The sequence below is a fragment of the Streptomyces sp. DI166 genome, assembly GCF_900091315.1.
In the GTDB taxonomy this organism is placed as follows: domain Bacteria; phylum Actinomycetota; class Actinomycetes; order Streptomycetales; family Streptomycetaceae; genus Streptomyces; species Streptomyces fuscus.
Map to the genome: position 1 here is coordinate 12,655 of NZ_FLSP01000021.1, position 23,458 is coordinate 36,112.

The 23,458-nt window shown below is 70.9% G+C and carries 20 protein-coding genes; 7 read left to right on the forward strand and 13 right to left on the reverse strand.

Features of this window, described 5'->3' with window-relative positions:
- Positions 1-10: 10 nt before the first annotated feature.
- Genes tsaE through alr form a run of 3 tightly spaced genes read right to left on the reverse strand, consistent with a single transcriptional unit; the run spans position 11 to position 2,925 of the window.
- Positions 11-517, reverse strand: a complete 507-nt coding sequence (gene tsaE, locus GA0115233_RS13030; protein ID WP_093720364.1) for a tRNA (adenosine(37)-N6)-threonylcarbamoyltransferase complex ATPase subunit type 1 TsaE — start codon at positions 515-517, stop codon at positions 11-13.
- Positions 489-1,703, reverse strand: coding sequence for an alpha/beta fold hydrolase (locus GA0115233_RS13035; protein WP_093720365.1), 1,215 nt, complete (start codon positions 1,701-1,703; stop codon positions 489-491). The genes tsaE and GA0115233_RS13035 overlap by 29 nt, the downstream gene beginning before the upstream one ends.
- A gap of 43 nt (positions 1,704-1,746) precedes the next feature.
- Positions 1,747-2,925, reverse strand: coding sequence for an alanine racemase (gene alr / locus GA0115233_RS13040; RefSeq protein ID WP_093720366.1), 1,179 nt, complete (start codon positions 2,923-2,925; stop codon positions 1,747-1,749).
- A 95-nt stretch (positions 2,926-3,020) separates the two neighbouring features.
- Between alr and GA0115233_RS13045 the strand changes: the two genes are divergently transcribed.
- The 3 genes from GA0115233_RS13045 to GA0115233_RS13055 all read left to right on the forward strand — a co-directional run bounded on the left by GA0115233_RS13045 (position 3,021) and on the right by GA0115233_RS13055 (position 5,661).
- Positions 3,021-3,392 (forward strand): holo-ACP synthase, encoded by a 372-nt coding sequence (locus GA0115233_RS13045; protein WP_093720367.1) that lies wholly within the window; start codon positions 3,021-3,023, stop codon positions 3,390-3,392.
- 22 nt (positions 3,393-3,414) lie between these two features.
- Positions 3,415-4,842 (forward strand): NAD(P)H-hydrate dehydratase, encoded by a 1,428-nt coding sequence (locus tag GA0115233_RS13050; RefSeq protein ID WP_093720368.1) that lies wholly within the window; start codon positions 3,415-3,417, stop codon positions 4,840-4,842.
- 330 nt (positions 4,843-5,172) lie between these two features.
- Entirely contained in the window at positions 5,173-5,661 is a 489-nt protein-coding gene (locus GA0115233_RS13055; RefSeq protein ID WP_176711762.1) for a hypothetical protein, read from the forward strand.
- Position 5,662: 1 nt separating this feature from the next.
- Here GA0115233_RS13055 and glmS read toward each other — a convergent pair whose 3' ends face one another.
- The 3 genes from glmS to GA0115233_RS13070 form a co-directional block, all read right to left on the reverse strand.
- Positions 5,663-7,510, reverse strand: coding sequence for a glutamine--fructose-6-phosphate transaminase (isomerizing) (gene glmS, locus GA0115233_RS13060; protein WP_093720369.1), 1,848 nt, complete (start codon positions 7,508-7,510; stop codon positions 5,663-5,665).
- 120 nt (positions 7,511-7,630) lie between these two features.
- Complete coding sequence (locus tag GA0115233_RS13065) at positions 7,631-8,440, reverse strand: ABC transporter permease (RefSeq protein WP_093720370.1); 810 nt, start codon at positions 8,438-8,440, stop codon at positions 7,631-7,633.
- Positions 8,437-9,450 carry an ATP-binding cassette domain-containing protein gene (locus GA0115233_RS13070; RefSeq protein WP_093720371.1) on the reverse strand — a complete coding sequence of 338 codons (1,014 nt, stop codon included), beginning with the start codon at positions 9,448-9,450 and terminating at the stop codon, positions 8,437-8,439. The genes GA0115233_RS13065 and GA0115233_RS13070 overlap by 4 nt, the downstream gene beginning before the upstream one ends.
- Positions 9,451-9,613: 163 nt before the next feature.
- On the opposite strand from GA0115233_RS13070, the gene coaA reads away from it, so the two are divergent.
- Positions 9,614-10,603 carry a type I pantothenate kinase gene (gene coaA, locus GA0115233_RS13075; RefSeq protein WP_093720372.1) on the forward strand — a complete coding sequence of 330 codons (990 nt, stop codon included), beginning with the start codon at positions 9,614-9,616 and terminating at the stop codon, positions 10,601-10,603.
- 25 nt (positions 10,604-10,628) lie between these two features.
- Here coaA and GA0115233_RS13080 read toward each other — a convergent pair whose 3' ends face one another.
- From GA0115233_RS13080 to rplM, 4 genes are all read right to left on the reverse strand, one after another.
- Entirely contained in the window at positions 10,629-11,849 is a 1,221-nt protein-coding gene (locus GA0115233_RS13080) for an alpha/beta hydrolase family protein (protein WP_255310159.1), read from the reverse strand.
- A 289-nt stretch (positions 11,850-12,138) separates the two neighbouring features.
- Positions 12,139-13,497: a phosphoglucosamine mutase gene (gene glmM / locus GA0115233_RS13085; protein ID WP_093720373.1), complete on the reverse strand. Its 1,359-nt coding sequence runs from the start codon at positions 13,495-13,497 to the stop codon at positions 12,139-12,141.
- Positions 13,498-13,697: 200 nt separating this feature from the next.
- A complete protein-coding gene (gene rpsI / locus GA0115233_RS13090; protein ID WP_003998795.1) occupies positions 13,698-14,210 on the reverse strand; it encodes a 30S ribosomal protein S9 in 513 nt (170 codons plus the stop codon).
- 42 nt (positions 14,211-14,252) lie between these two features.
- Positions 14,253-14,696, reverse strand: coding sequence for a 50S ribosomal protein L13 (gene rplM / locus GA0115233_RS13095; protein WP_093720374.1), 444 nt, complete (start codon positions 14,694-14,696; stop codon positions 14,253-14,255).
- A gap of 503 nt (positions 14,697-15,199) precedes the next feature.
- Between rplM and GA0115233_RS13100 the strand changes: the two genes are divergently transcribed.
- On the forward strand, positions 15,200-16,078 hold the full coding sequence (locus GA0115233_RS13100; protein WP_093720375.1) for a hypothetical protein: 879 nt from the start codon (positions 15,200-15,202) through the stop codon (positions 16,076-16,078).
- Positions 16,079-16,082: 4 nt separating this feature from the next.
- Here GA0115233_RS13100 and GA0115233_RS13105 read toward each other — a convergent pair whose 3' ends face one another.
- Entirely contained in the window at positions 16,083-17,507 is a 1,425-nt protein-coding gene (locus tag GA0115233_RS13105; protein WP_093720376.1) for a cellulose binding domain-containing protein, read from the reverse strand.
- 289 nt (positions 17,508-17,796) lie between these two features.
- Between GA0115233_RS13105 and GA0115233_RS13110 the strand changes: the two genes are divergently transcribed.
- Positions 17,797-19,068 (forward strand): nucleotide sugar dehydrogenase, encoded by a 1,272-nt coding sequence (locus GA0115233_RS13110; RefSeq protein WP_093720377.1) that lies wholly within the window; start codon positions 17,797-17,799, stop codon positions 19,066-19,068.
- Positions 19,065-21,005, forward strand: a complete 1,941-nt coding sequence (locus GA0115233_RS13115) for a glycosyltransferase (protein WP_093720378.1) — start codon at positions 19,065-19,067, stop codon at positions 21,003-21,005. Before GA0115233_RS13110 ends, GA0115233_RS13115 begins: the two co-directional genes overlap by 4 nt.
- 7 nt (positions 21,006-21,012) lie before the next feature.
- Here GA0115233_RS13115 and GA0115233_RS13120 read toward each other — a convergent pair whose 3' ends face one another.
- On the reverse strand, positions 21,013-22,404 hold the full coding sequence (locus tag GA0115233_RS13120; RefSeq protein WP_250744000.1) for a polysaccharide deacetylase family protein: 1,392 nt from the start codon (positions 22,402-22,404) through the stop codon (positions 21,013-21,015).
- A gap of 135 nt (positions 22,405-22,539) precedes the next feature.
- Positions 22,540-23,382, reverse strand: coding sequence for a tRNA pseudouridine(38-40) synthase TruA (gene truA, locus GA0115233_RS13125; protein WP_093720380.1), 843 nt, complete (start codon positions 23,380-23,382; stop codon positions 22,540-22,542).
- Between the last annotated feature and the right edge of the window lie 76 nt (positions 23,383-23,458).

Below are 23,458 nucleotides of genomic sequence, written 5' to 3' on the forward strand. Positions count from 1 at the left end.
TGTCCGGCGCTCAGGCCGACAGCGCCTCCAGACCCGCCGAGGCCCAGCGCCCGCCCAGCCCGGTGACCGTGACGTGCCGTACCTCGTCCGTGGTGTCGCCGACCGCCCGGTGGATGACGATCCGGAGCCGGTCCTCGGTCAGTTCCTCGACCTTGCCCTCGCCCCACTCCACGACGACCACCGACTCCGGCAGGGAGACGTCGAGGTCGAGGTCCTCCATCTCGTCCAGCCCGCCGCCGAGGCGGTAGGCGTCGACGTGGACCAGCGGCGGGCCGTCCCCCAGCGAGGGGTGCACCCGGGCGATCACGAAGGTCGGCGAGGTGACGGCGCCGCGCACCCCGAGCCCCTCCCCGAGACCGCGGGTCAGCGTCGTCTTGCCCGCGCCGAGCTCACCGCTGAGCATCACCAGGTCACCGGCGCGCAGCAGTTTGGCCAGCCGGCGGCCCAGTTCCCGCATCTGCTCGGGGGAGGTGACAGTCAGCTCGGTCTCAGCCGGGTTGTGCGGTGCTGCTTCCATAGCCACCCACGGTAGCGCCCGCGGGCACCGCGCCCGCGCGGGTGAGCAGGTCGGCGAGGCGGTCGGTGACCACTTCCGGGTGCTCCAGCATCACCAGGTGCCCCGCGTCCGGCACGAGCACCAGTTCCGCGTCCGGCAGCAGATCGGCGATGGCCTCGCTGTGCTCGCTCGGGGTCACCAGGTCCTTGACCCCGGCCAGCACCAGCACCGGCAGGTCGGCGAAGTGGGCGAGCGCCTCGGTCTTGTCGTGGTCGGCGAAGGCCGGATAGTACTCGGCGACCACGTCGATCGGCGTCCCCTCGATCATCCGCTCGGCGAACCGCACCACCGCCGGATCGACGTCCCGGGAGGCGAAGGAGTACCGCTTGATGATCCCGGCGAACAGGTCGGCGGTCGCCCGGCGCCCCTTCTCCACCAGCTCGGCCCGCTGCCCCAGCGCCTTCAGCACTCCGGGGAGCACCCGCCGCACGGCGTTGACGCCGGCCACCGGCAGCCCGAAGTTGACCTCGCCGAGCCGCCCGGAGGACGTACCGACCAGGGCGACCGCGACGACCCGGTCCCGGATCAGCTCCGGGAACTGGTCGGCCAGCGCCATCACCGTCATGCCGCCCATGGAGTGCCCGACGAGCACGATGGGCCCCTCCGGCACGGCCGCGTCGATGACCGCCTTCAGGTCCCGGCCGAGCTGCTCGATGTCGACCGGCACCCCGTCCACCTGTGCCGCGCCCCGCGCCGAGCGGCCGTGGCTGCGCTGGTCCCAGTGCACGGTCCGTACGACACCGCGCAGCGCCGCCCGCTGGAAGTGCCAGGAGTCCTGGCTGAGGCAGTAGCCGTGGCTGAAGACGACGGTGACCGGGGCCGGGGCCTTGCGGCCGAACAGACGGCGCCGGCGCGGCGCGGAGCCGCCCTCCGGCTCCACGTCGTCGACCTCGTAGTACAGCTCCGTGCCGTCGTCCGCGTGCGCCTTGCCGGGCTGCCCGCGCAGCGCCCCGTACGGGCCCGCCGAGTCGAGGGCGAGCCGGGCCTTCTTGCGCATGCCGCGGCCGACGGTGAGCCGCTCTATGGCGACACCGGCGGCGGCGCCCGCGGCGACCACGCCTATCGCGGCACCGGCGATTCCGGTGGCGCGGCGCCAGTTCCCGGCGGAGGCGACGGCCGCGACGGCCTCAGCACTGCTCTCGCTCACGTAGCGCTCCTCCTCGCCGGACTGCTGCTCGCCCCGAGGGCGGTCAGCCGGCCTGTCGCTCGTTCAGATAGACGCGGGGGACCCGGGTTCCGATCCGGGTGACGATCTCGTACGCGATGGTCCCGGCGGCCTTCGCCCAGTCCTCGGCGGTGGGCTCGCCGCCGTCGCCGGGGCCGAACAGCACCGCCCGCTCCCCCGGTTCCGGCCGGTCGCCGCCGAGGTCCACGACGAACTGGTCCATCGCGACCCGGCCCGCGACCGTGCGCCACTTGCCGCCGACCAGGACCGGCCCGGCGGAGGAGGCGTGCCGCGGGACACCGTCCGCATACCCCACGGGGATCAGTCCAAGAGTGGTCTCACCGGCGGTGATGTAGTGGTGACCGTAGCTGACGCCGTGGCCGCCGGGCACCTGCTTGACCAGGGCCACCGACGCGGACAGGGTCATGGCCGGCCGCAGCCCGAAGTCGGCGGGACTGCCCAGCTCGGGGCTGGGCGAGATGCCGTAGACGGCGATGCCGGTGCGCACCAGGTCGAAGTGGCTGTCGGGGCGGGTGAGGGTGGCGGGCGAGTTGGCGATGTGCCGCACCTCGGGGCGCAGGCCCTGCTGCTCGGCGTGGGCGATCATCGCGCGGAAGCCGTCGAGCTGGGCGTCGACGGAAGAGTGGCCCGGTTCGTCGGCGCAGGCGAGGTGCGACCACAGGCCGGTCACCTTCACCAGGCCCTCGGCCTCGGCGGCGCGCGCCGCGCTGACCAGCTCGGTCCAGTCGTCGCCGGGCTGGCAGCCGCCGCGGCCGAGCCCGGTGTCGGCCTTGAGCTGCACCCGTGCGGGCCGTCCGGCCGCGCGGGCGGCGGCGGTGACCTCGTCGAGCGCCCACATGCCGCTCACGGACACATCCAGGCGGGCCTCGATCGCCTCCCGCCAGGGGCCGCCCGGCGTCCACAGCCAGCACATGATCCGCACGTCGTCCGGGAGCTGCCCGCTCGCCCTGAGGACCAGGGCCTCCTCGGGGGTGGCCGTGCCCAGCCAGGTGGCGCCCGCCTGTACGGCCGCGCGGGCGCAGGGGGTCGCGCCGTGACCGTAGCCGTCGGACTTCACGACCGCCATCAGGGCGGCGCCGGGCGCCAGGGCGCGCAGGGCCCGCACATTGGCGCGCACGGCGTCCAGGTCGATCTCGGCGCGGGCCCGCAGGGGCGCGGTCCGCAGGGCAGCAGTTTCAGTCATGGCGACCCCAGTCTCTCAGAGGGGTCCGACAGCCCGGTCGAGCCCCGGCCGAGGCCGACGGATCACGCCACGCCTACGGCCGTAGGGTGCTCGGCATGAGCATCATCGGGGTCGGAATCGACGTGGCGGAGATCGACCGGTTCGCGGCGTCCTTGGAGCGTACGCCGGGGATGGCGCGGCGGCTGTTCCTGGACAGCGAATTGCTGCTGCCGAGCGGGGAGCGGCGCGGGATCGCCTCGCTGGCGGCGCGTTTCGCGGCGAAGGAGGCGCTGGCGAAGGCGCTGGGCGCCCCGGCCGGGCTGCACTGGACGGACGCCGAGGTGTACGTCGAGGACAGCGGCCAGCCCCGGCTGCGGGTGACGGGGACGGTGGCGGCGCGGGCGGCCGAACTCGGGGTGCGGTCCTGGCATGTGTCGCTCAGTCATGACGCCGGGGTGGCCTCGGCGGTCGTGGTCGCGGAAGGCTGAGCGGCACGAGAGACTCGACCCCATGCGTACTGCGTACAGCGTGGAGACGGTCAGGACGGCGGAACGGCGACTGATGGCGCGGCTGCCGGAGGGCGCCCTGATGCAGCGGGCGGCGGCCGGACTCGCCGCGAGCTGCGCGGACCTGCTGGGGCGGGTGTACGGGAGCCGGGTGGTGCTGCTGGTGGGCAGCGGCGACAACGGCGGTGACGCCCTGTACGCGGGGGCCCGGCTGGCCCGGCGCGGGGCCGGGGTGACGGCGGTACCGCTCTCCCCCGAGCGGACGCACCCGGGCGGCCTCGCGGCGCTGCTCCGGGCGGGCGGCAGGACGGCCTTGGGACCTGCGGAGGAGCTGATCGAGCGGGCCGACCTGGTGGTGGACGGCATCGTGGGCATCGGCGGGAAGGGCGGGCTGCGCCCGGAGGCGGCCCGGCTGGCGGAGGCGGCCGAACGGTCCCGGGCCGCCGTGGTCGCCGTCGACCTGCCGAGCGGCGTCGACCCGGACACGGGCCAGGTGCGGGGTCCGGCGATCCGGGCCGACCTCACCGTCACCTTCGGCACGCACAAGCCGGGGCTGCTGATCGACCCGGCGCGGGACCACGCGGGCACGGTCCGCCTGATCGACATCGGCCTGGAACTGCCGGAAGAGCCGGACGTCGAGGCCCTCCAGCACGCGGACGTGGCCCGTCTCCTCCCCCTGCCCGGCCCGGAGAGCGACAAGTACCGGCGTGGCGTGGTCGGCGTGGCCGCCGGTTCCGCGCGCTACCCGGGCGCGGCGGTGCTGGCGGTGGCGGGCGCGCTGCACGGCGGTGCCGGGGCGGTGCGGTACGTCGGTCCCGCCGGGGACGCGGTCCTGGCCCGCTACCCGGAGACCCTGGTCTCGGACCGGGGCCCCGCCAAGGCGGGCCGCGTGCAGGCCTGGGTGGTCGGTCCGGGCGCCGGTGACGACGCGGCGACCGTGGCGGAGGTCCTGGAGGCGGACGTACCGATCCTGATCGACGCGGACGGCCTGCGCCTCGCCGAGCGGGAGACGGTACGGGCCCGTACGGCACCGACCCTGATGACCCCGCACGCCGGAGAGGCGGCGGCCCTTCTGGGGGTGTCCCGCGAGGAAGTGGAGAGCGCCCGCCTGTCGTCGGCCCGCGAACTGGCCGCCCGCTACCGGGCGACGGTGCTGCTCAAGGGCTCGACGACCCTGGTGGCGGACGCGGAGGGCGGGCCGGTCCGCGTCAACGCCACCGGCACGTCCTGGCTGGCCACGGCGGGCAGCGGTGACGTGCTGTCGGGCCTGGCCGGGTCCCTGCTCGCGGCGGGCCTCGCACCCCTGGACGCGGGCAGCGTGGCGGCGTACCTGCACGGCCTCGCGGGACGCTACGCCTCGGACGGCGCCCCGGTGGGGGCGCAGGACGTGGCGCGGGCGATCGTACGGGCCTGGCGGGACGTACGGGACTGAGGGCCGGGGCGGGCGGCTGCCCCGGCCGACCGGGACGAGCGCGACACACCGCTGGGCGCCGAGACCCAGACGTAGGCGCCCGCGCACCCGCAACGGGCGATACGCCAGGGCGCAGGCACGGGCTCCGCCTCCCGCAACGGCCGGACCACGCGCCCCACACCACCCGGCACCCCAGACCCCGGCGCAGGCGCCCGCCAAGGACCGCGCACGGGGCGGTACGCCAGGGCGCAGGCACGGGCATCCGCATGCCGTAGCGGTCCGACCGAGCAGGCCGCGTTGCCCTCGCAAAAGCGCGTGCGCGTCGCCCAGGCCGCGCCTACCGTGCCGGTCATGCGTGTCGTATTCACCAAGGGCCCCGGAACCAGTTACGGCATCGCCGTGCACCGCGAGAACGGGCCCGCGCTGGCGCCGCGCAACGGGCCCGGAGGGCACCCGTATCTGCCGCACGACCTCGTGCACTTCGTCGTGGAGGCGGAGGCCGGGATCGAGCTCGGCGTCTACGGGCGGCTCGCCGCCGGGGACAACGGGCTGTTCTGGCCCGCCGATCCGGCGGAGCGGGCCAGGGCCAACCGGCGCCGGAAGTCCAAGCGGCCCAAGCCTTCGCCGGAGGCCAGTGCGGACATGGCGCGCTCGGAGGAGCTGGCGGGCATCGCCGTGCCGGTGTGGGAGGTGCGCAACGGGCATGCCGAGGAGCTGCCCGCGTACGTGGCGAAGCGGGAGATCCCGCCGGTGGTCGACCGGATCGTCGCCCGCCTCGCCGAGTACGCCGAGCGGTGGCACGCGCTGCCGGTCGGCGGCATGCTCACGCTCGACTGGTGAGCTACTCCACCGTCACCGACTTCGCCAGGTTCCGCGGCTGGTCCACCTCGTTGCCCCGCGCCGTCGCCAGCTCGCAGGCGAACACCTGGAGCGGCACCGTCGCGACCAGGGGCTGGAGCAGGGTCGGGGTGACCGGGATACGGATCAGGTGGTCGGCGTACGGGACGACCGCCTCGTCGCCCTCCTCCGCGATCACGATGGTCCGGGCGCCCCGCGCGCGGATCTCCTGGATGTTGGAGACGATCTTGTCGTGCAGCACCGAGCGTCCCCGGGGCGAGGGCACGACCACGACCACCGGCAGGTCGTCCTCGATCAGCGCGATCGGCCCGTGCTTCAGCTCGCCCGCCGCGAAGCCCTCGGCGTGCATGTAGGCGAGTTCCTTCAGCTTCAGGGCGCCTTCGAGGGCGACCGGATACCCCACGTGCCGCCCGAGGAAGAGCACCGTGTTCTTGTCGGCGAGGCCGCGGGCCAGCGCCCGTACCGGCTCCATGGTCTCCAGGACGCGCTCCACCTCCCCGGAGATCTCCGCCAGGTCCCGGATGACCGCCCGGATCTCGTCGGCCCACTTGGTGCCGCGCACCTGCCCCAGGTACAGCGCCACGAGATAGCAGGCGACGAGCTGCGTCAGGAACGCCTTCGTCGAGGCGACCGCCACCTCCGGCCCCGCGTGCGTGTACAGCACCGCGTCCGACTCGCGGGGGATCGTCGAGCCGTTGGTGTTGCAGATCGCCAGCACCCTGGACCCCTGCTCCCGGGCGTGCCGCAGCGCCATCAGCGTGTCCATGGTCTCCCCGGACTGGGAGATCGCGATGACCAGGGACCGCGCGTCCAGGATCGGGTCCCGGTAGCGGAACTCGCTGGCCAGCTCGACCTCGCAGGGGATGCGCGTCCAGTGCTCGATGGCGTACTTGGCGATCAGCCCGGCGTGGAAGGCCGTACCGCAGGCGACGATGACGACCTTGTCCACCTCCCGCAACTCGGCGGCGGAGATCCGCACTTCGTCCAGGGTCAGGGCGCCGGAGGCGTCAATGCGGCCCAGCAGGGTGTCGGCGACCGCCTTGGGCTGCTCGGCGATCTCCTTGAGCATGAAGTAGTCGTAGCCGCCCTTCTCGGCCGCCGAGGCGTCCCAGTCGACGTGGTACGAGTGCACCTCGGCCGGGCTGCCGTCGAAGCCGGTCACCGTGACCCCGTCCCGGCGCAGCTCCACCACCTGGTCCTGGCCGAGTTCGACGGCGGAGCGGGTGTGCTCGATGAAGGCGGCCACGTCGGAGGCGAGGAACGCCTCGCCCTCGCCGATGCCCACCACCAGCGGTGAGTTGCGGCGCGCCCCGACCACCAGGTCCGGCTCGTCGGCGTCGACCGCGACCAGCGTGAACGCCCCCTCCAGGCGGCGGCACACCTGCCGCATCGCCTCCGCGAGGTCGGCGCAGGAGGAGTACGCCTCGGCGAGCAGATGGGCGACGACCTCGGTGTCGGTCTCGGAGGCCAGCTCGTGCCCGCGCTCGGCCAGTTCGGCACGCAGCAGCGCGAAGTTCTCGATGATGCCGTTGTGCACGACCGCCACCCGCCCGGCGTTGTCCAGGTGCGGATGCGCGTTGGCGTCCGTGGGGCCGCCGTGGGTGGCCCAGCGGGTGTGCCCGATGGCGGTGGTGCCGCTCGGCAGCGGCCGGTCCACCAGTTCCTTCTCCAGGTTGACGAGCTTTCCGGCCTTCTTCGCGGCGGCCAGTCCGCCGTCCGCGAGCACGGCCACGCCCGCCGAGTCGTAACCCCGGTACTCCAGTCGCTTCAGTCCGGCCATCACCACATCGAGCGCCGACTGCGACCCCACGTATCCCACGATTCCGCACATGGGCGGCAGCCTACGGTCGAATCCGCCGCCGAACCGGCCACATCGTGCCCGATTTCGGAAATACTTGAGCCCATTCAGGCGGTCGTTCGCCCGGATCAGCCCTCGAACCCGCCCCCTTCCTCAGGTCTTCGCCCGATAGGCCCGCATCGCCAGCGGATAGAACACCAGCGCTATCCCGGCCGCCCACACCAGCGACCAGGTGACCGGCTCCGCCACCGGACCGCCGAGCAGCAACCCCCGGAACGCGTCGGAGAGATGGGACACCGGGTTCACATCGCTCCACGCCTGCAGCCAGCCCGGCATCGTGTCCACCTGGACGAAGGCACTGCTGGTGAAGGTGATCGGGAAGATCAGCGTGAAGCCGAACGCCTGCACCTTCTCCGCGTCCCCGGCCAGCATCCCGATCAGCACCGCGGTCCAGGACACCGCCGCCGCGAACACCATCACCAGCAGGGTGCCGAGGAGGAAGCCGCCGAACCCCCCGGTGATCCGGAAGCCGAGCAGCAGCCCGAGCCCGATCATCAGCAGCAGCGCCCACAGGTGCTTGGCGAGGTCGGCGGTGATCCTGCCGATCAGCGGCGCGGAGCGGGCGATCGGCAGGCTGCGCAGCCGGTCGAAGACCCCCTTGGTGAGGTCGGTGTTGAGCGCCATCGCCGTGTAGATCGTCATGAACAGGGTGTTCTGCACGATGATCCCGGGCAGCGCGTACTTCAGATACGCCTCGGGCGACCCGGCCATCTGGCCGCCGAGCACATAGGTGAACAGGAAGACGAACATGATCGGCGTGATGCTGTAGTCGACCAGTTCGAGCGGGTTGTGCTTGACCGCGACCAGGCTGCGCCAGGCCATGGTGAAGGTCTGCCGGAGCCCGGCGAGCGGCCGCACCCGGCCCGAGGCGCCGGCGGGGGCGGTGAGGGTGGTGGCGGTCATGACCGGCTCACCGCCTTCTCCCGCTCGGCGTCGTCCGGCGCGGCAGACCCCTCCCCCGGCTCCTCGGGCTCCGCAGCCGGTTCGGCGCGGTGTCCGGTCAGCGCCAGGAACACCTCGTCCAGCGAGGAGCGCCGCAGCGCCAGCTCGCCGACGGCTATGCCCTCCCGGTCCAGCGCGCGCACCACGGCCGGCATCAGCTCGGGGTCCTTCACCGGCGCCGTGACCGTCTCGCCCTCGATCTCGGTGCGGGACCCCGCCGCCCGCGCCACCAGCGCGTGCACCCGGCCGAGGTCCTCGGCGCGCAGCGGGCGCACCTCCAGCACCTGCCCGCCGACCTGCGACTTCAGCTGGTCCGGGGTGCCCTCGGCGATCACCCGGCCCCGGTCGATCACCACGATGTCGTCGGCGAGCACATCGGCCTCGTTCAGATACTGCGTGGTCAGCAGGGCCGTCGCGCCGTCCGCGACCAGGGCGCGCAGCAGGTCCCACAGCTCCCCTCGACTGTGCGGGTCCAGGCCGGTCGTGGGCTCGTCGAGGAAGAGGATGCTGGGCCGCCCCACCAGGCTCGCGGCGAGGTCGAGCCGCCGTCGCATCCCGCCCGAGTACGTCTTCGCGGCCCGCCCGGCCGCGTACGCGAGCTGGAACCGCTCCAGCAGTTCCCCCGCCCGCGCCTTGGCCTCCCGGCGGCCCAGTCCCAGCAGCCGCCCGATGAGCAGCAGGTTCTCGGTGCCGGTCAGGTTCTCGTCCACGGCCGCGTACTGCCCGGTCAGGCCGACCATCGAGCGCACGGCCCCGGCGTCCCGGACCACGTCGTACCCGGCCACCCGGGCGTGCCCCGCGTCCGGCTCCAGCAGGGTCGCGAAGATCCGTACGGCGGTCGTCTTCCCCGCGCCGTTGGGACCCAGCAGTCCGAGCACCGAGCCCTGCCGCGCCCCCAGATCGACCCCGGCCAGCGCCTCCGTCTCCTTGAACCGCTTGACCAGGCCCTCCGCCTCAATCGCATACGTCATGGGTCACCCCTCGGGGGTCGATGGACCCCGGGCCGGGTCCACCTCTCCCACAACTGTGACGCACACCACTGACATTCCCCGGGTTGGGCCGATTCCGTACGATTTGCCGGGCGGGTGATACATCCCACCCCGCCGTCCGTTCGTACTCCCGTAACAATGGACTGTGATCTCTCCGGTCTCCCCGTTGCCCCGGAGCGCCCACCGGCACAAACCGGAGGCGACTCCCTACGTCGACCTCACCCGAACCGAGTGGAGCGCGCTGCGCGACAAGACGCCGCTGCCGCTGTCCGCCGAGGAGGTCGAGAAGCTGCGCGGTCTGGGCGACGTCATCGACCTCGACGAGGTGCGGGACATCTACCTGCCGCTGTCCCGGCTGCTCAATCTCTACGTCGGCGCCACCGACGGCCTGCGCAGCGCCCTGAACACCTTCCTGGGCGAACAGGGCTCCCAGTCCGGCACCCCCTTCGTCATAGGGGTCGCCGGTTCGGTGGCCGTGGGCAAGTCCACGGTCGCCCGTCTGCTCCAGGCGCTGCTCTCGCGCTGGCCGGAGCACCCGCGCGTGGAGCTGGTCACCACCGACGGCTTCCTGCTGCCCACCAAGGAGCTGCAGGCCCGCGGCCTGATGTCCCGCAAGGGGTTCCCGGAGTCCTACGACCGCCGGGCACTGACCCGTTTCGTCGCGGACATCAAGGCGGGCAAGGACGAGGTCACCGCCCCGGTCTACTCCCATTTGATCTACGACATCGTCCCGGACAGGAAGCTCACGGTGCGCCGCCCCGACATCCTGATCGTCGAGGGCCTGAACGTGCTCCAGCCCGCCCTGCCCGGCAAGGACGGCCGCACCCGGGTCGGCCTCGCCGACTACTTCGACTTCAGCGTGTACGTCGACGCCCGCACCGAGGACATCGAGCGCTGGTACCTCAACCGCTTCAAGCGGCTGCGCGAGACCGCCTTCCAGAACCCGTCCTCGTACTTCCGCAAGTACACCCAGGTCTCGGAGGCGGAGGCCCTGGAGTACGCCGGGACCATGTGGCGGACCATCAACAAGCCGAACCTGGTGGAGAACATCGCCCCCACCCGGGGCCGCGCCACCCTCGTACTGCGCAAGGGCCCGGACCACAAGGTGCAGCGGCTGTCGCTGCGCAAGCTCTGAGGCCGGGGCCCCCGCGACCGGGGCATCAGCCCTTGCGGCGCCCCAGGGTGTCCTCCAGCCAGTCGAAGACGACCTCGCAGTGCTGCTGCGGCGCCATCGGGGAGCAGTGCAGCTGCGCCCCGGTGGCGGCGGTCAGCTTGATGTAGTCCTTGCGGGTGCGCAGCAGCTCGTACATCTGACGCGGCTGGCCGGGGTAGAACGCCTCGTCCTGGTAGTCCAGGACCAGGGTGGGGGCCTGGATACGGCGGACCACACCGGTGATGTCCATGGCCACGACCCGGCGGGCGGCGGTCCAGAAGTCGGTGAACATCCGGCCCCGGCGGGCGGCGAGCATCGCCTCGACGGAGAAGGGCTCGAACCGCTTCTTCAGCTGGTACGCCTCGGTCGGGTCCAGCTCGGGCACGACCTCCTCGTTCCAGATCGCGTTGGTCTCCGCCTTGTCCGGGGTGAGGATCTCACGCAGCTCCGGGGGGAAGGCCAGCCACGGGTCGAGACAGCCGGGCATCGCCACCAGCGCGGCGATGCGGTGGTCGAAGGCGGCGGCGCGGGGCGCCAGGTCGCCGCCCATGGAAAGTCCGGTCAGCGCGATCCGCCGGTGGTCGACATCGCGCCGGCGCAGCAGCCAGTCGACCAGCGGGCCGACCACCTGCTCCCAGCGCGGGCTGAACACCACCTTGTCGACGAAGAGCAGCTGGCCCTGGCCGGGACCGTCGTAGACGAGGGCGTTCCAGCCCCGGTCGAGGGCGGCCATCACCCCGTACGTCCACATGTCGACGTTCTGCCCGTCGCTGCCGTTGGTGAGGATGACGGTCGGGCGGGGCTTGCCTGAGGTGTCGGGACGGAAGAACCACACCGGCAGCGGGGTCCTGCCGTACGGGACCTTGTCGGTGATCGCGGCGGGGTCGCACAGATGGGCGAAGCGGTCCCAGTTGCGGCGTCCGGCGCGGTAGAGCCGCTCCTCGTCGCCCGGGGTGGTGGACCCCAGGACGAAGAAGAGGGCCTGGGCGTAGTACTGGGAGGCGCGCAGGGAACGGAAGCGGTCGGTCTCCCGGTGGCCGGTGCGCATGCCGGCGAGCCGGTCGCCCCAGGCGCGGAACTCCGCGGTGTAGGTGTCCTCGTTCGGCCCGGCCGCGTTGATCGCGTTGACGGCGGTGAGCACTTCGCCGACCTCGGAGGCCCGGGCGCCCGCGCCGCCGAGGGCGAGCAGCGCGCCGAAGTTGAGCCCCGGGTCGGTGAACAGCTGCATGGCGCCCGGGTGTGGGCGAGCCGTTCGGTGCCCGGGGCCGCGGGCGCGGCGGAGGCGGCCGGGGCACCCGCGACGGCGACGGCCCCCACCGCCCCGGCGGCGCCCGCGACAAGTCCGGCGAGCGCGCTGCGGCGGCTGGGTGCGGCGGGCAGGGGAGTCGGAGCGAGGTTCCGTGATGAATCCATGGACCCTGAAATTAGGGTCGTGCCGGACATACGGGGCGGCGCCACTCCCGGCACCGCCGCCCCGTCCCTCCGGATGGAGGCGGCCCCGCCCCCTGCGCGCCGGGCTAGCCCAGCGCGGACTTCACCACGTCGGCCAGGCGCCCGGCGACCGCGCGGGCCTGGTCGATGTCGGCGGCCTCGACCATCACGCGCACCAGCGGCTCGGTGCCGGAGGGGCGCAGCAGCACACGTCCGGTGGAGCCCAGCTCCGCCTCCGCCTCGGCGACGGCGGCGGCCAGCTCGCCGGAGGTCTTCACCCGGGACTTGTCCACGTCGGGCACGTTGATCAGCACCTGCGGCAGCCGCTCCATCACGGAGGCCAGCTCGCGCAGCGACCGGCCGGTCTCCGCGACCCGCGCGGCCAGCATCAGGCCGGTGAGCGTGCCGTCGCCGGTCGTGGCGTGGTCGAGGATGATCACGTGGCCGGACTGCTCGCCGCCGAGCGCGTAGCCGTGCTCCTTCATGGCCTCCAGGACGTACCGGTCGCCCACGGCGGTCTGGACGAGGTTGAGGCCCTCCCGCTCCAGCGCCAGCTTGAAGCCGAGGTTGGACATCACGGTCGCGACAACGGTGCCGGAGCGCAGTGCGGAACGCTCCCGCATCGCCAGCGCGAGTACGGCCAGGATCTGGTCGCCGTCCACCTCCTCACCGGTGTGGTCCACGGCCAGGCAGCGGTCGGCGTCGCCGTCGTGCGCGATGCCGAGCGCGGCGCCGTGCTCGACGACCGCCGACTTCAGCAGGTCCAGGTGGGTGGAGCCGCAGCCGTCGTTGATGTTGAGGCCGTCCGGCTCCGCGCCGATGGTGATGACCTCGGCACCGGCCCGGGCGAAGGCCTCCGGGGAGACCCGGGAGGCGGCGCCGTGCGCCTCGTCCAGGACGATCTTCAGCCCGTCGAGGCGGTTCGGCAGGACGCCGATCAGATGGGCGATGTACTGGTCCAGGCCCTCGTCGTAGTCGCGGATCCGGCCGACACCGGCGCCGGTGGGCCGCTCCCAGGGCTCGCCGTGGCGGTGGGCGTCGTAGACGGACTCGATGCGGTCCTCCAGCTCGTCGGCGAGCTTGTGACCGCCGCGGGCGAAGAACTTGATGCCGTTGTCCGGCATGGCGTTGTGGCTGGCGGAGAGCATCACGCCGAGGTCGGCGCGGAGCGCTCCGGTGAGGTGGGCCACCGCGGGCGTGGGCAGTACGCCGACCCGCAGTACGTCGACGCCCGCGCTCGCCAGACCGGCGACCACGGCGGCCTCCAGGAACTCCCCGGACGCACGCGGGTCCCGTCCGACCACCGCAGTCGGCCGGTGGCCTTCGAAGGTGCCCGCCTCGGCGAGCACGTGGGCCGCCGCGACCGACAGACCGAGCGCCATTTCGGCGGTCAGATCCGCGTTGGCGACACCGCGCACGCCGTCCGTGCCGAAGAGTCGTCCCACTTGTCCTCCTGATGAAGCGTCACTTTCGAGATCGTTCTCGGAGATCGTCCAAGATCACCCGATCACACAAGCCTTTGAACGTCTTGTGCCGTTATACGCCCGCGACTCTGATAAACGAACGCCCCGGCGGCACTGTGGCGTGCCGCCGGGGCGTTCGGACGTACTGCTGAAGTGCGGTACGAGCTTGCAGGCAGCGAAGCTTAGCGCTTGCTGTACTGCGGAGCCTTGCGGGCCTTCTTCAGACCGGCCTTCTTCCGCTCGACCGCGCGGTCGTCGCGGCGCAGGAAGCCGGCCTTCTTCAGCGGGCCGCGGTTGTTGTCGACGTCGGCCTCGTTCAGGGCGCGGGCGACACCGAGGCGCAGGGCACCGGCCTGGCCGGAGACGCCGCCACCGGCGATGCGGGCGATGACGTCGTAGCGGCCCTCAAGCTCCAGGACCTTGAACGGCTCGTTGACTTCCTGCTGGTGCACCTTGTTGGGGAAGTAGTCCTCAAGGGTGCGACCGTTGATCTTCCACTTGCCGGTGCCCGGAACGATCCGGACGCGGGCGATGGCGTTCTTGCGACGGCCCAGGCCGGCGGCCGGCTGGGGCTCACCGAAGCGCGAGGCGAGGGACTCAGAGGTGTACTCACCCTCGACCGGAACCTCGGACTCGGTGGTGTAGCTGTCGATGTCAAGCTCTTCGAGCGGCTGCTCGGCAGTGGTCTCGGCCACGATTCTCCTCAGATTCTCTTCAGTCTTAGGGGGTGGCCGGACTTACTGCGCGACCTGGGTGATCTCGTACGGCTGCGGCTGCTGCGCGCCGTGCGGGTGCTGGTCACCCTTGTAGACCTTCAGCTTCGAGAGCATCTGACGGCCCAGGGAGTTCTTGGGGAGCATGCCCTTGACGGCCTTCTCGATGGCCTTCTCGGGGTTCTTGTCGAGCAGCTCGTCGTAACGGACGGAGCGCAGACCACCCGGGTAGCCGGAGTGGCGGTACGCCATCTTCTGGGTCCGCTTGTTGCCGGAAAGGTGCACCTTGTCGGCGTTGATGATGATGACGAAGTCACCGGTGTCGACGTGGGGCGCGTAAATCGGCTTGTGCTTGCCCCGGAGAAGGGTCGCTGCGGTGGTGGCGAGACGGCCCAGGACAACGTCCTGAGCGTCGATGACGTGCCACTGGCGCGTCACATCGCCGGGCTTGGGGCTGTACGTACGCACGGTTCGTAGCCTTCGCTTCGAGTGAATGGTCCTGAACAGGTCACCGAAACGATCACGACAGCCTTGACCGCACTGCGGTGACGCAAACCGCGTGCTGGTCGCTGGTCATCGGCCCGGTGGACCGGTGTAAGGGCCCGTCCCGTGAGAATGAGCAAGCCAATACACAACGAAGAAGCAGAATACCCGCGCGCCCCGCAGGGGGTCAAAACGAGCCCGCACAGACGGACGACGCAGGTAAGGACTGCCGCACCCAGTGTAATCACCGCGGTGCGCGGAACCGGGCCGAGGCCCCGGGAGCGGCAGCGCTCCGCAGCTCCTATGTGGCGCCCTTATAACAACACGGACCGTCGCCGCGCCGCGGCGCACCGCTAACCCCGGCACACGCATCGCACCAAGGGCCCGGAGATGTCGTATTTGCGCGCGCCGTTCCGTGCAACACCCGCGCCCCCAGGGGCCCTTGAACCGGAATTACCTACCCCGGGGCTGCGTCTAAGATGCGCCCCATGAGCTTCGGGCAGCAGGGGGGACCCCAGTCGCAGTGGGATCCCTGGAAACCGCACTCCCAGCAGCCGTGGAACGGCGGCGGGAGCAGTCAGACCCCGGACTGGGCCGCGCTCGCCGAGGCGTCCGAGTCCCGTGCCAAGCGGCGCCGCATGCTGTTCATCGGCGGTGGCGCGCTGGCCACCGTCGGCATAGCCGCGGCGGTCGCCGTCGCCGTGGTCTCGGCGAATGACGGCCCCGCCAACAAGCCGACCGCCCAGTTGCCCGCGACGGCGGACATCCCGAGCGGGTCCACCGAGCCCTCCTTCGCCCCGACGAGCGCGCCGCCCCCGCTCAACCCGGACGACTTCATCTCCAGCGCGAAGAAGGACACCGCTCCGCTCAGCCCCGACTCCTTCTTCGGCGGCAAGCAGCTGACGCTGGCCGGGACCGTCTACAAGAAGGGCCCCACGGACGACACCGAGAAGTGCGCGACCGGGGCCCTGAAGACCCTCCCGAAAATCCTTGAGGCCAACGACTGCACCCGCCTGATGCGCGTCACCTACGTCGACGGCGGCGTCGCGGTCACCATCGGCGTCGCCGTGTTCGACACCGAGGCGCAGGCGGCGAAGGCCAAGTCCGAGACCGACGACAAGAGCATCGTGCGGTCCCTGGCCGGCGACGGCGTCAAGCCGTTCTGCAACGCCGCGGTGTGCCGCTCCACGCGCAACTACTACGGCCGCTACGCCTACTTCACGGTCGCCGGCTTCACCAACGGCAAGAACGTCACCGAGAAGGACACCAAGGTCTTCCAGGCCGGCGACGCCCTCCAGCAGCACACCTTCGACCAGATCCGCCGCCGCGGCCAGACCCAGGCCTCGGCAGCGGCCCAGACGGGCTGACCGCTCAGGAGTCCGACGGCATGGTGTCGAACCAGCCGACGCCGTCGCCCTGGAACTCCTCCGCCGCCGCCTCGGCCTGCTCGGCCGTGAGCACCTTGCCTGACTGGTGGTAGAACCAGTCGACCTTCATGTCCCAGGCCCGGTCACCGGTGAAGGGCAGGTCGACGAACCAGGTGTTGAAGTTGACCGCCATGGCGGCGCGCGGGGCGTAGTCCGCGCCGCTGCGGTAGAGGGTCTTGCCGTCGAGGCTGTAGGTGACCGAGTCCTTCTTGACCGTGATCACCATGGTGTGCCAGCCGGCCAGACTCCGCTCGGTCTTGCTCGTGACACGGTCGCCCTCGTCGGCGTTGCGCCACGTCGTGGTGTCCGCCTTCGGACCGGGCGCGCCCCACCCGCCGTTCGGCATGTACTCGATGTCCAGCTCGGCGTACCTGCTGCCGGAACCGCCGATGGTGAAGAACGTCTGGTTGACGTGGTCGCCGTTCTCGCCGGTCGTCGGCCTGTCGGTGAAGTGGACACGGGCCGCGTAGGTGCCGGTGCGGAACTTCGCCTCCTTGGTGCCGAGCGCCGACTGCTCGGTGCCGGCCGTGCTGCCGTCGGTGGCGGCGCGCAGATTGAGCACCTGGCCGCCGGGCGTCTCCTTGTCCCCCGGGAACGAGACGCCCTTGGCGGTCCAGGTGTTCTCGATGCCGGGACCGCCCTTGCTGGTGCGCACCAGCCAGCCGTGCTTGAACAGCGCGGTGTCCTTCGGGCCCCGGTAGTGGAAGTCGTCGAAGAACGCGCCCTCGGGCAGCTCCGGCACCGCCTTGGACACCGGCTTGGCCGAGGCCTCGCCACCCTCGCCCCCGGGCTCCTTCCCCCACACCAGCGCGCCGCGCTTGTAGGCGGGCACCCGGTCGGAGTTCTGGTACGTCCGCTTGGTGTCGTCGAACGACCAGTCGCCGTCCTGCCGGACCGGCTTGTGGTCGGTGCGGTAGAGCTGGATCTCCAGGCCCCGGCTGTTGGCACCGGGCTTCAGCACACCGGCCTTCTCGGTGAAGCCGAGCTGCAAGTAGTGGTCGGCCTCCTCGCTCGGGGTGTCCATGGCGACCACGGAACCGGTCAGATTCGAGCATCCGACCGCCGCCTCCACACAGTTGAAGGCGTACGAGGCGTCCCCGTCGGCGGTGAAGTAGTACCGCAGGGAGACCTCGCTGAGCGGCACGGGCTTCTCCGAGGTGTTGAAGACCTCCAGCCAAGGCCGCACGGCGTCGGCCTCGGCCTTGGTCTGCGTCCGGTAGCGGACGGTCAGCTCGGGGTCCTCGGGGTTGAAGTGGTTCCACACCGGCTTCGCGGCCAGGACGCCGCCGGCGAGGAGCGCCACCACGAGCAGGACCTTGAACGCGCGGGCTATGCCACTACGGCGGCGGGGCTGACGGCGGGACGCCACGTGAGGTCTCCTTCGGGGGCGCGGGGCGTGCGCCCGGCGGATGCGGAATCGGCACGAGGGTACCGGTCGCCGCGCCAGGCGCCAGAGTCTGCTTCAGACCGGAATCTGGCGACATTTGACCCGACTCATGACCATGCAGAAGGGTTGTACGAGCCTTCGAGTGACAAATGCGACTGTGTGCGACCTGTGATCACACATGTGAGCGCTGTTAGCCTGTTTGCTCCTTAATTCGAAAATATCTGCGCGCTCGGGCTGGGGGCTTAGTGGCGCCGGGGTGGGAAGTATTGCCGTGAACCGTAACTCCACAGCCGATCTCGTGATCATCGGGCTCGGCTACGTCGGGCTGCCCCTTGCCCGGGCAGCAAGCGCTTCCGGCCTGAAGGTCGTCGGCCTCGACCGCAGCCGGTCCGTGGTGGAGGGACTGAACGCCGGGTCCTCGCACGTCGACGACATCAGCGACGCCGATGTCCGCGCCATGCTCGGTCAGGGCTTCCGGGCGGTCTCCACGCCCGAGATCATCGAGGACACGGCAGCCGTCGTCATCTGCGTGCCGACCCCGCTGACCGACCACGGCGCGCCCAACCTCGGCGCCGTCGACGCCGCCGTCACGGACATCGCCGCCCATCTGAAGCCGGGCACCCTCGTCGTCCTGGAGTCCACGACCTACCCCGGCACCACCGACGAGGTGGTGCGCCCGCGCCTGGAGGCCGGCGGTCTGCGGGCGGGCGTCGACTTCTACCTCGCCTTCTCGCCCGAGCGCATCGACCCGGGCAACCCGACCTACGGCCTGGAGAACACCCCGAAGGTCGTCGGCGGCACCACCCCCGACTGCACCAAGGCGGCCCGCGCGCTGTACGAGCGCTTCGTCGGCAGCGTGGTGGAGGCCAAGGGCACGCGGGAGGCCGAGATGGCCAAGCTGCTGGAGAACACCTACCGGCACGTGAACATCGCGCTCGTCAACGAGATGGCGATGTTCTGCCGCGAGATCGACGTCGACCTCTGGGACTCCATCCGCTGCGCCTCCAGCAAGCCGTTCGGCTTCGCGCCCTTCTACCCGGGCCCCGGGGTCGGCGGGCACTGCATCCCCATCGACCCCAACTACCTTTCCTACAAGGTGCGTTCGCTCGGGATACCGTTCCGGTTCGTGGAACTGGCCCAGGAGATCAACCAGCGGATGCCCGCCCATGTCGTGTCCCGTGCCGCCGACATGCTCAACCAGCAGGGCAAGCCGATCCGCGGCTCACGCGTGCTGCTGCTCGGTGTGACCTACAAGCCGGACATCTCCGACCAGCGGGAAAGCCCCGCGGTGGACGTGGCCGAGCTGCTGCTGGAGCGCGGAGCCGACCTCGTCTACTACGACTCGCGCGTAGCGGACTGGACCGTCGAGGGCACCGCGGTGCCCCGGGTCCAGGACTACCTCGCCGGCGCGGCCGAAGCCGATCTAACCATCCTTCTCCAGCAGCACAGCGAGCTCGACCTGGACGCGCTGGCCGACCGCAGCCGCCTGCTCTTCGACACGCGCGGCAAGTCGGCCGACCATCCCCAGGTGGTCAAGCTGTGACCGACACCTACATACCCGGGGCCGTCGACACCGACGGCCGCCGCAGACACAAACGGCGACGGCACCTGAAGGTCTCGTACTTCTTCTTCCTCGCCATCGCCGCCGTCATCGTCACCAAGCTCGACCCGGACTCCCTGCACCTGTACTCGTTCGGCGCCCTCGGGCTGCTCGCCCTGAAGATGTTCGGAGCGCTGTTCTACCGGCCCGCCAAGGCGGACCGGGAAGAGCTGGTGCTGCTGGACAACTCCTGGGTCACCGCGGTCATCCCGATCTACAACGAGGACCCGGTGATGTTCGAGCAGGGCATGCGCAGCCTGCTCGCGCAGAGCCGGCTGCCCAACGAGATCCACATCATCGACGACGCCAGCGCCGACCCCTCCGGCATCAGGGCGGCGAAGAAGCTGCGCCCCGAGTTCGAGGCGCGGGGCGTGAAGTACACGGTCAGCGTGCAGCCCGAGAACAAGGGCAAGCGCGAGGCCCTCGCCCTCGGATTCGAGGCGGCGCCCTACTCCGACCTGTTCCTGTGCGTGGACTCGGACACGATCCTGTCCCGGGACACGGTCCGTGAGCTGCTGCTCCCCATGGCCGACCCGAAGATCATGGCGTCCACGGGCATGGTGCTGGCGCTCAACCACGACAGCAATATCTTCACGCGCCTCCAGGACCTGCGGTACGGCAACTCCTTCCTGTTCGAGCGAGCCGCGTACTCCCGGCTGAAGTCGGTGCTGTGCTGCTGCGGCGCGCTCTCGGTGTACCGCGGCTCCCTGGTGCGCAAGTACCTGCCGGACTTCCTCAACCAGCAGTTCCTCGGCAAGCCTGCCGTCTTCGGCGACGACCGGCGCATGACGAACTACTGCCTGATGGAGGGCCAGGTCGTCTTCCAGGAGACGGCCGTCGGCTACACCGCCGTCCCCGAGAAGCTGCCGCACTTCCTGCGTCAGCAGGTGCGCTGGAACAAGTCCTTCTTCCGTGAGTCCCTGTGGGCCTTCACGCACCAGAAGAAGTACCGGCCCGCCTTCTGGCTGACCTGCATGGAACTGGCGCTGTGGCTGATCTTCGGCTCGGCGATGTTCTACTCCATGGTCATCCTGCCGATCATGCAGCCGGAACGGTTCGTCAACCACATCGGCGACTACCTGCTGTTCATGGTCCTCATGGGGTACCTGCGCAACGTCCGGTACCTCGACTTCCCGCGCCGCGGCATGGGCTTCATCAAACGCTTCGGCATGTTCCTGCTGGCCCCGCTCTACGGCGTCATCCAGCTGGTGCTGCTGACTCCGCTGCGCTTCTACGCCCTGTTCACCCTGCACAAGGGCAGCTGGGGCACCCGTCAGGGCGGTGTCGAGGTGTCCGTGGCGGGCGACCACGAGCAGGACGTCTCGGCGGTGTACGAGGAAGAGGACGAGTACTCGTCCCCGCAGGTCTCCTCCACCATCGAGATGATGCGTCTGGAGGGCATCGCCCTGGCCCGTACCACCCCGCACGCCTCGCCGCGCAACCGCAACGGCATGGCCCAGGCGTACACCGGGCACACCCAGGGCGAGCTGCGGGACATGGGACGCAGCGCGCCCCAGCAGCCGGTGGCCTGGAACGGCGTGACCGACCCGGCCCAGCAGCAGATGCCACAGCAACCGCAGCAGCAGTACCCCCAGTACCAGCAGCAGTACTCCCAGCCGCAGCAGCACCAGCAGTACCCGCAGCAGGCGTACCCGCAGCAGGCCTACCCGCAGCAGCAGTACGGCGGCCAGACGCAGGACCCCTACCAGCAGCAGCCGCCGCCGCAGCAGTACGGCCAGTGGCAGGGCCAGCACCCCCAGGGCCAGCCGTACGTCCCACAGCAGCCGCAGCACCCCCAGCAGTGGACCCCGGAAAGCCAGAACCAGCCGTACGCCCCGGAACAGCACCAGGACGACGGCTGGTTCGGTGAGCGCCGCTAGCCCGCGGTCAGTTGTAGTACGCCATCGCCTCCTGGACGGTGAGCACCTTGATCTCGCGCTTGTCGATCTCCGTCATGAGCGTGCGGAGACCGGCCTGGCTGATCTCGGTGCTCGCCGCCGGCGTACCGGTGACGATCTTGTGCAGGCAGAGGATCAGCCAACTGCCGCTGCCGGCGCAGCGGTCCAGCGCTCCGCCCGCACCGATCACCTTGCTCAGCGCGGTGCCGCCGATTCCCGTGCCGTCGGTGATTCCGGTCAGTGCCTTCAGCCGGTAGGGCATGGCAGGCGCGAAGCTCTCGATGGTCTCGGAAATGATCGAGCGCGCGGTGGTGAAGTGACGCTTGGCCAGTTCGTCGACGGCGACTCCGTCGGTGGTCTTCTGGAACGCGCCGTGCGGATAGGCGAAGTGCTCGCTGGTGAATCCGTTGCCGACGAGCCACTCCCGCAGTTTCGCGAAGTCCGCGTCGACCTGCTGGGCGGTGAGTTTGGGGTAACTCGCGGTGTGCGTGGCGTTGGCGTACGCGTGCCCGGCCATCTCCCAGCCCGAGGCGTCCTGGAGCGAGCGCATCTGGGCGAGGTTCACGAAGGAGCCGGTGCCGATCACATCGGCGATGTTGTACAGCGTCCCCGGCATGCCGAACGGGTCCATGACCGGCCGGGCCAGATCGTGCACCGACTTGTGCGAGTCGTCGAAGGTGATGGAGACGACGCCCTTGGGAAAGACGGACTCGGTGTCCGGCACCAGTTCCACGGCCTGGAGGTGGTACGTCACCGGGCCCTTGGCATTGTCGTAGACCGCGAACGACATGTCGGTGAAACCGTCCCGCACGGACGGCTCGCCCTTCGCGGAGATCGTGTACGTCCCGGACGCCGAGGTGACGTCGGCCCACTGGAGGTGGACCGTGACCCACTCCCCGGACTGCACATAGTTGGCCGCGGTCGCGCCGTGGGTGTGCAGCTTCCAGCTGAACGCGTTCTTCAGCCCCGAGGTGCCGAGATAGAAGACGACCCGGCTGAGGTCGGTGACATCCGTGACCCGGAAGATCACCCGGATCATCTTGCCGCTCAGATCCATGGCGGGCATACCGGTCTTGCGGACGTACGACTGGACTCCGGTGCCCGCCGTGGTCACCCGCACCGAGGAACTGCCCCGGGTGAAGACCGCGGTGTCGGCCGGATTGGACGACGCGGTCCCCGCGCCGCCCGCCGTCCACCCATGGCCCGACTGGAACTGCTGGCTCCAGGTGGCCCGGCGAAACCGCGGCCGCCGTCCGGTCGGCGCGTACGGCGGCACACTCAGGCCGTCCGCCGGCGCGGCGTCCGCCGTGGCCAGGGCGCCGATTCCGCCGACCGTGACCAGCCCCCCGAACCCCATGGCCAGCGCCGATCGTCTGTTCACCGGCGCCGAATGCTTTCGTGCCCTGCTCAATGTGACTCCCCACTCACAGCGATTCCCCACCTCAGCGACACGCAAGGACGTTCGTGATTCAAGCGTTCAATGCGACTGTTGTGACAGCAAAATACGCCTACCGGCTCAGTGCACCTGCCCCCGCACCCGCCGAGCCTGCGTCTGGCGCTCCGCGAGCAGTTCGGGGGCCGGGTACGCGACCTCCTCCAGCGTCAGCCCGTGCGGTCGTACGACGTGCACGGCGCTGTCCCGGACCCGCGCGTCCAGCACCCTGCGCGGCCACTCCACGCCCCGGTGCCCGTCCCCCACGAACAGCAACGCGCCCACCATGGACCGCACTTGGTTGTGGCAGAAGGCATCGGCACGCACCTCGATCTCCACCACACCGGCCTCGGTCCGGCGCACCCCGAAGTCCAGGATCTCCCGCACCGTCGAGGCCCCCTCGCGCTTCTTGGCGTAGGCGGCGAAGTCGTGCTCCCCGACAAGGGACTTGGCGGCGGCGTCCATCACATCGACGTCCAACTCCCAGTCGTGCCACAGCACATGGTTGCGCAGCAGCGGGTCCACCCCGCCCGGCCGGTCGGACACCCGGTACACATAGCGGCGCCACAGCGCGGCGAACCGCGCGTTGAACCCCTCCGGCGCCTCGCTCAGCGCCCACACCCGCACGTCCCTGGGCAGCCGCCCGGCGAGCCGCTTGAGCAGCTTCTCCTGGTGCTCCGCCCACAGTTGCTCCGGCAGATCCACATGCGCGACCTGCCCGCGCGCGTGCACCCCGGCGTCGGTGCGCCCGGCGACCGTCAGCTCGTACGTCTCCCCGGACCGGGTCACGGTCCGCAGGGCGTCCTCGATCTCGCCCTGCACGGTGCGCTGTCCCCCGGCCTGCTTGGCCCACCCGTGGAACTCGCTGCCGTCGTAGGAGAGGTCGAGCCGCACGCGTACGAACCCGGGTGCTGGTACTTCACTCACGTACAGATCCTCTCAGGTACGAAAAGGCGGGCCCGCTCCGGAAGGGAGCGGACCCGCCAACGCCCGAAGGCGGAAC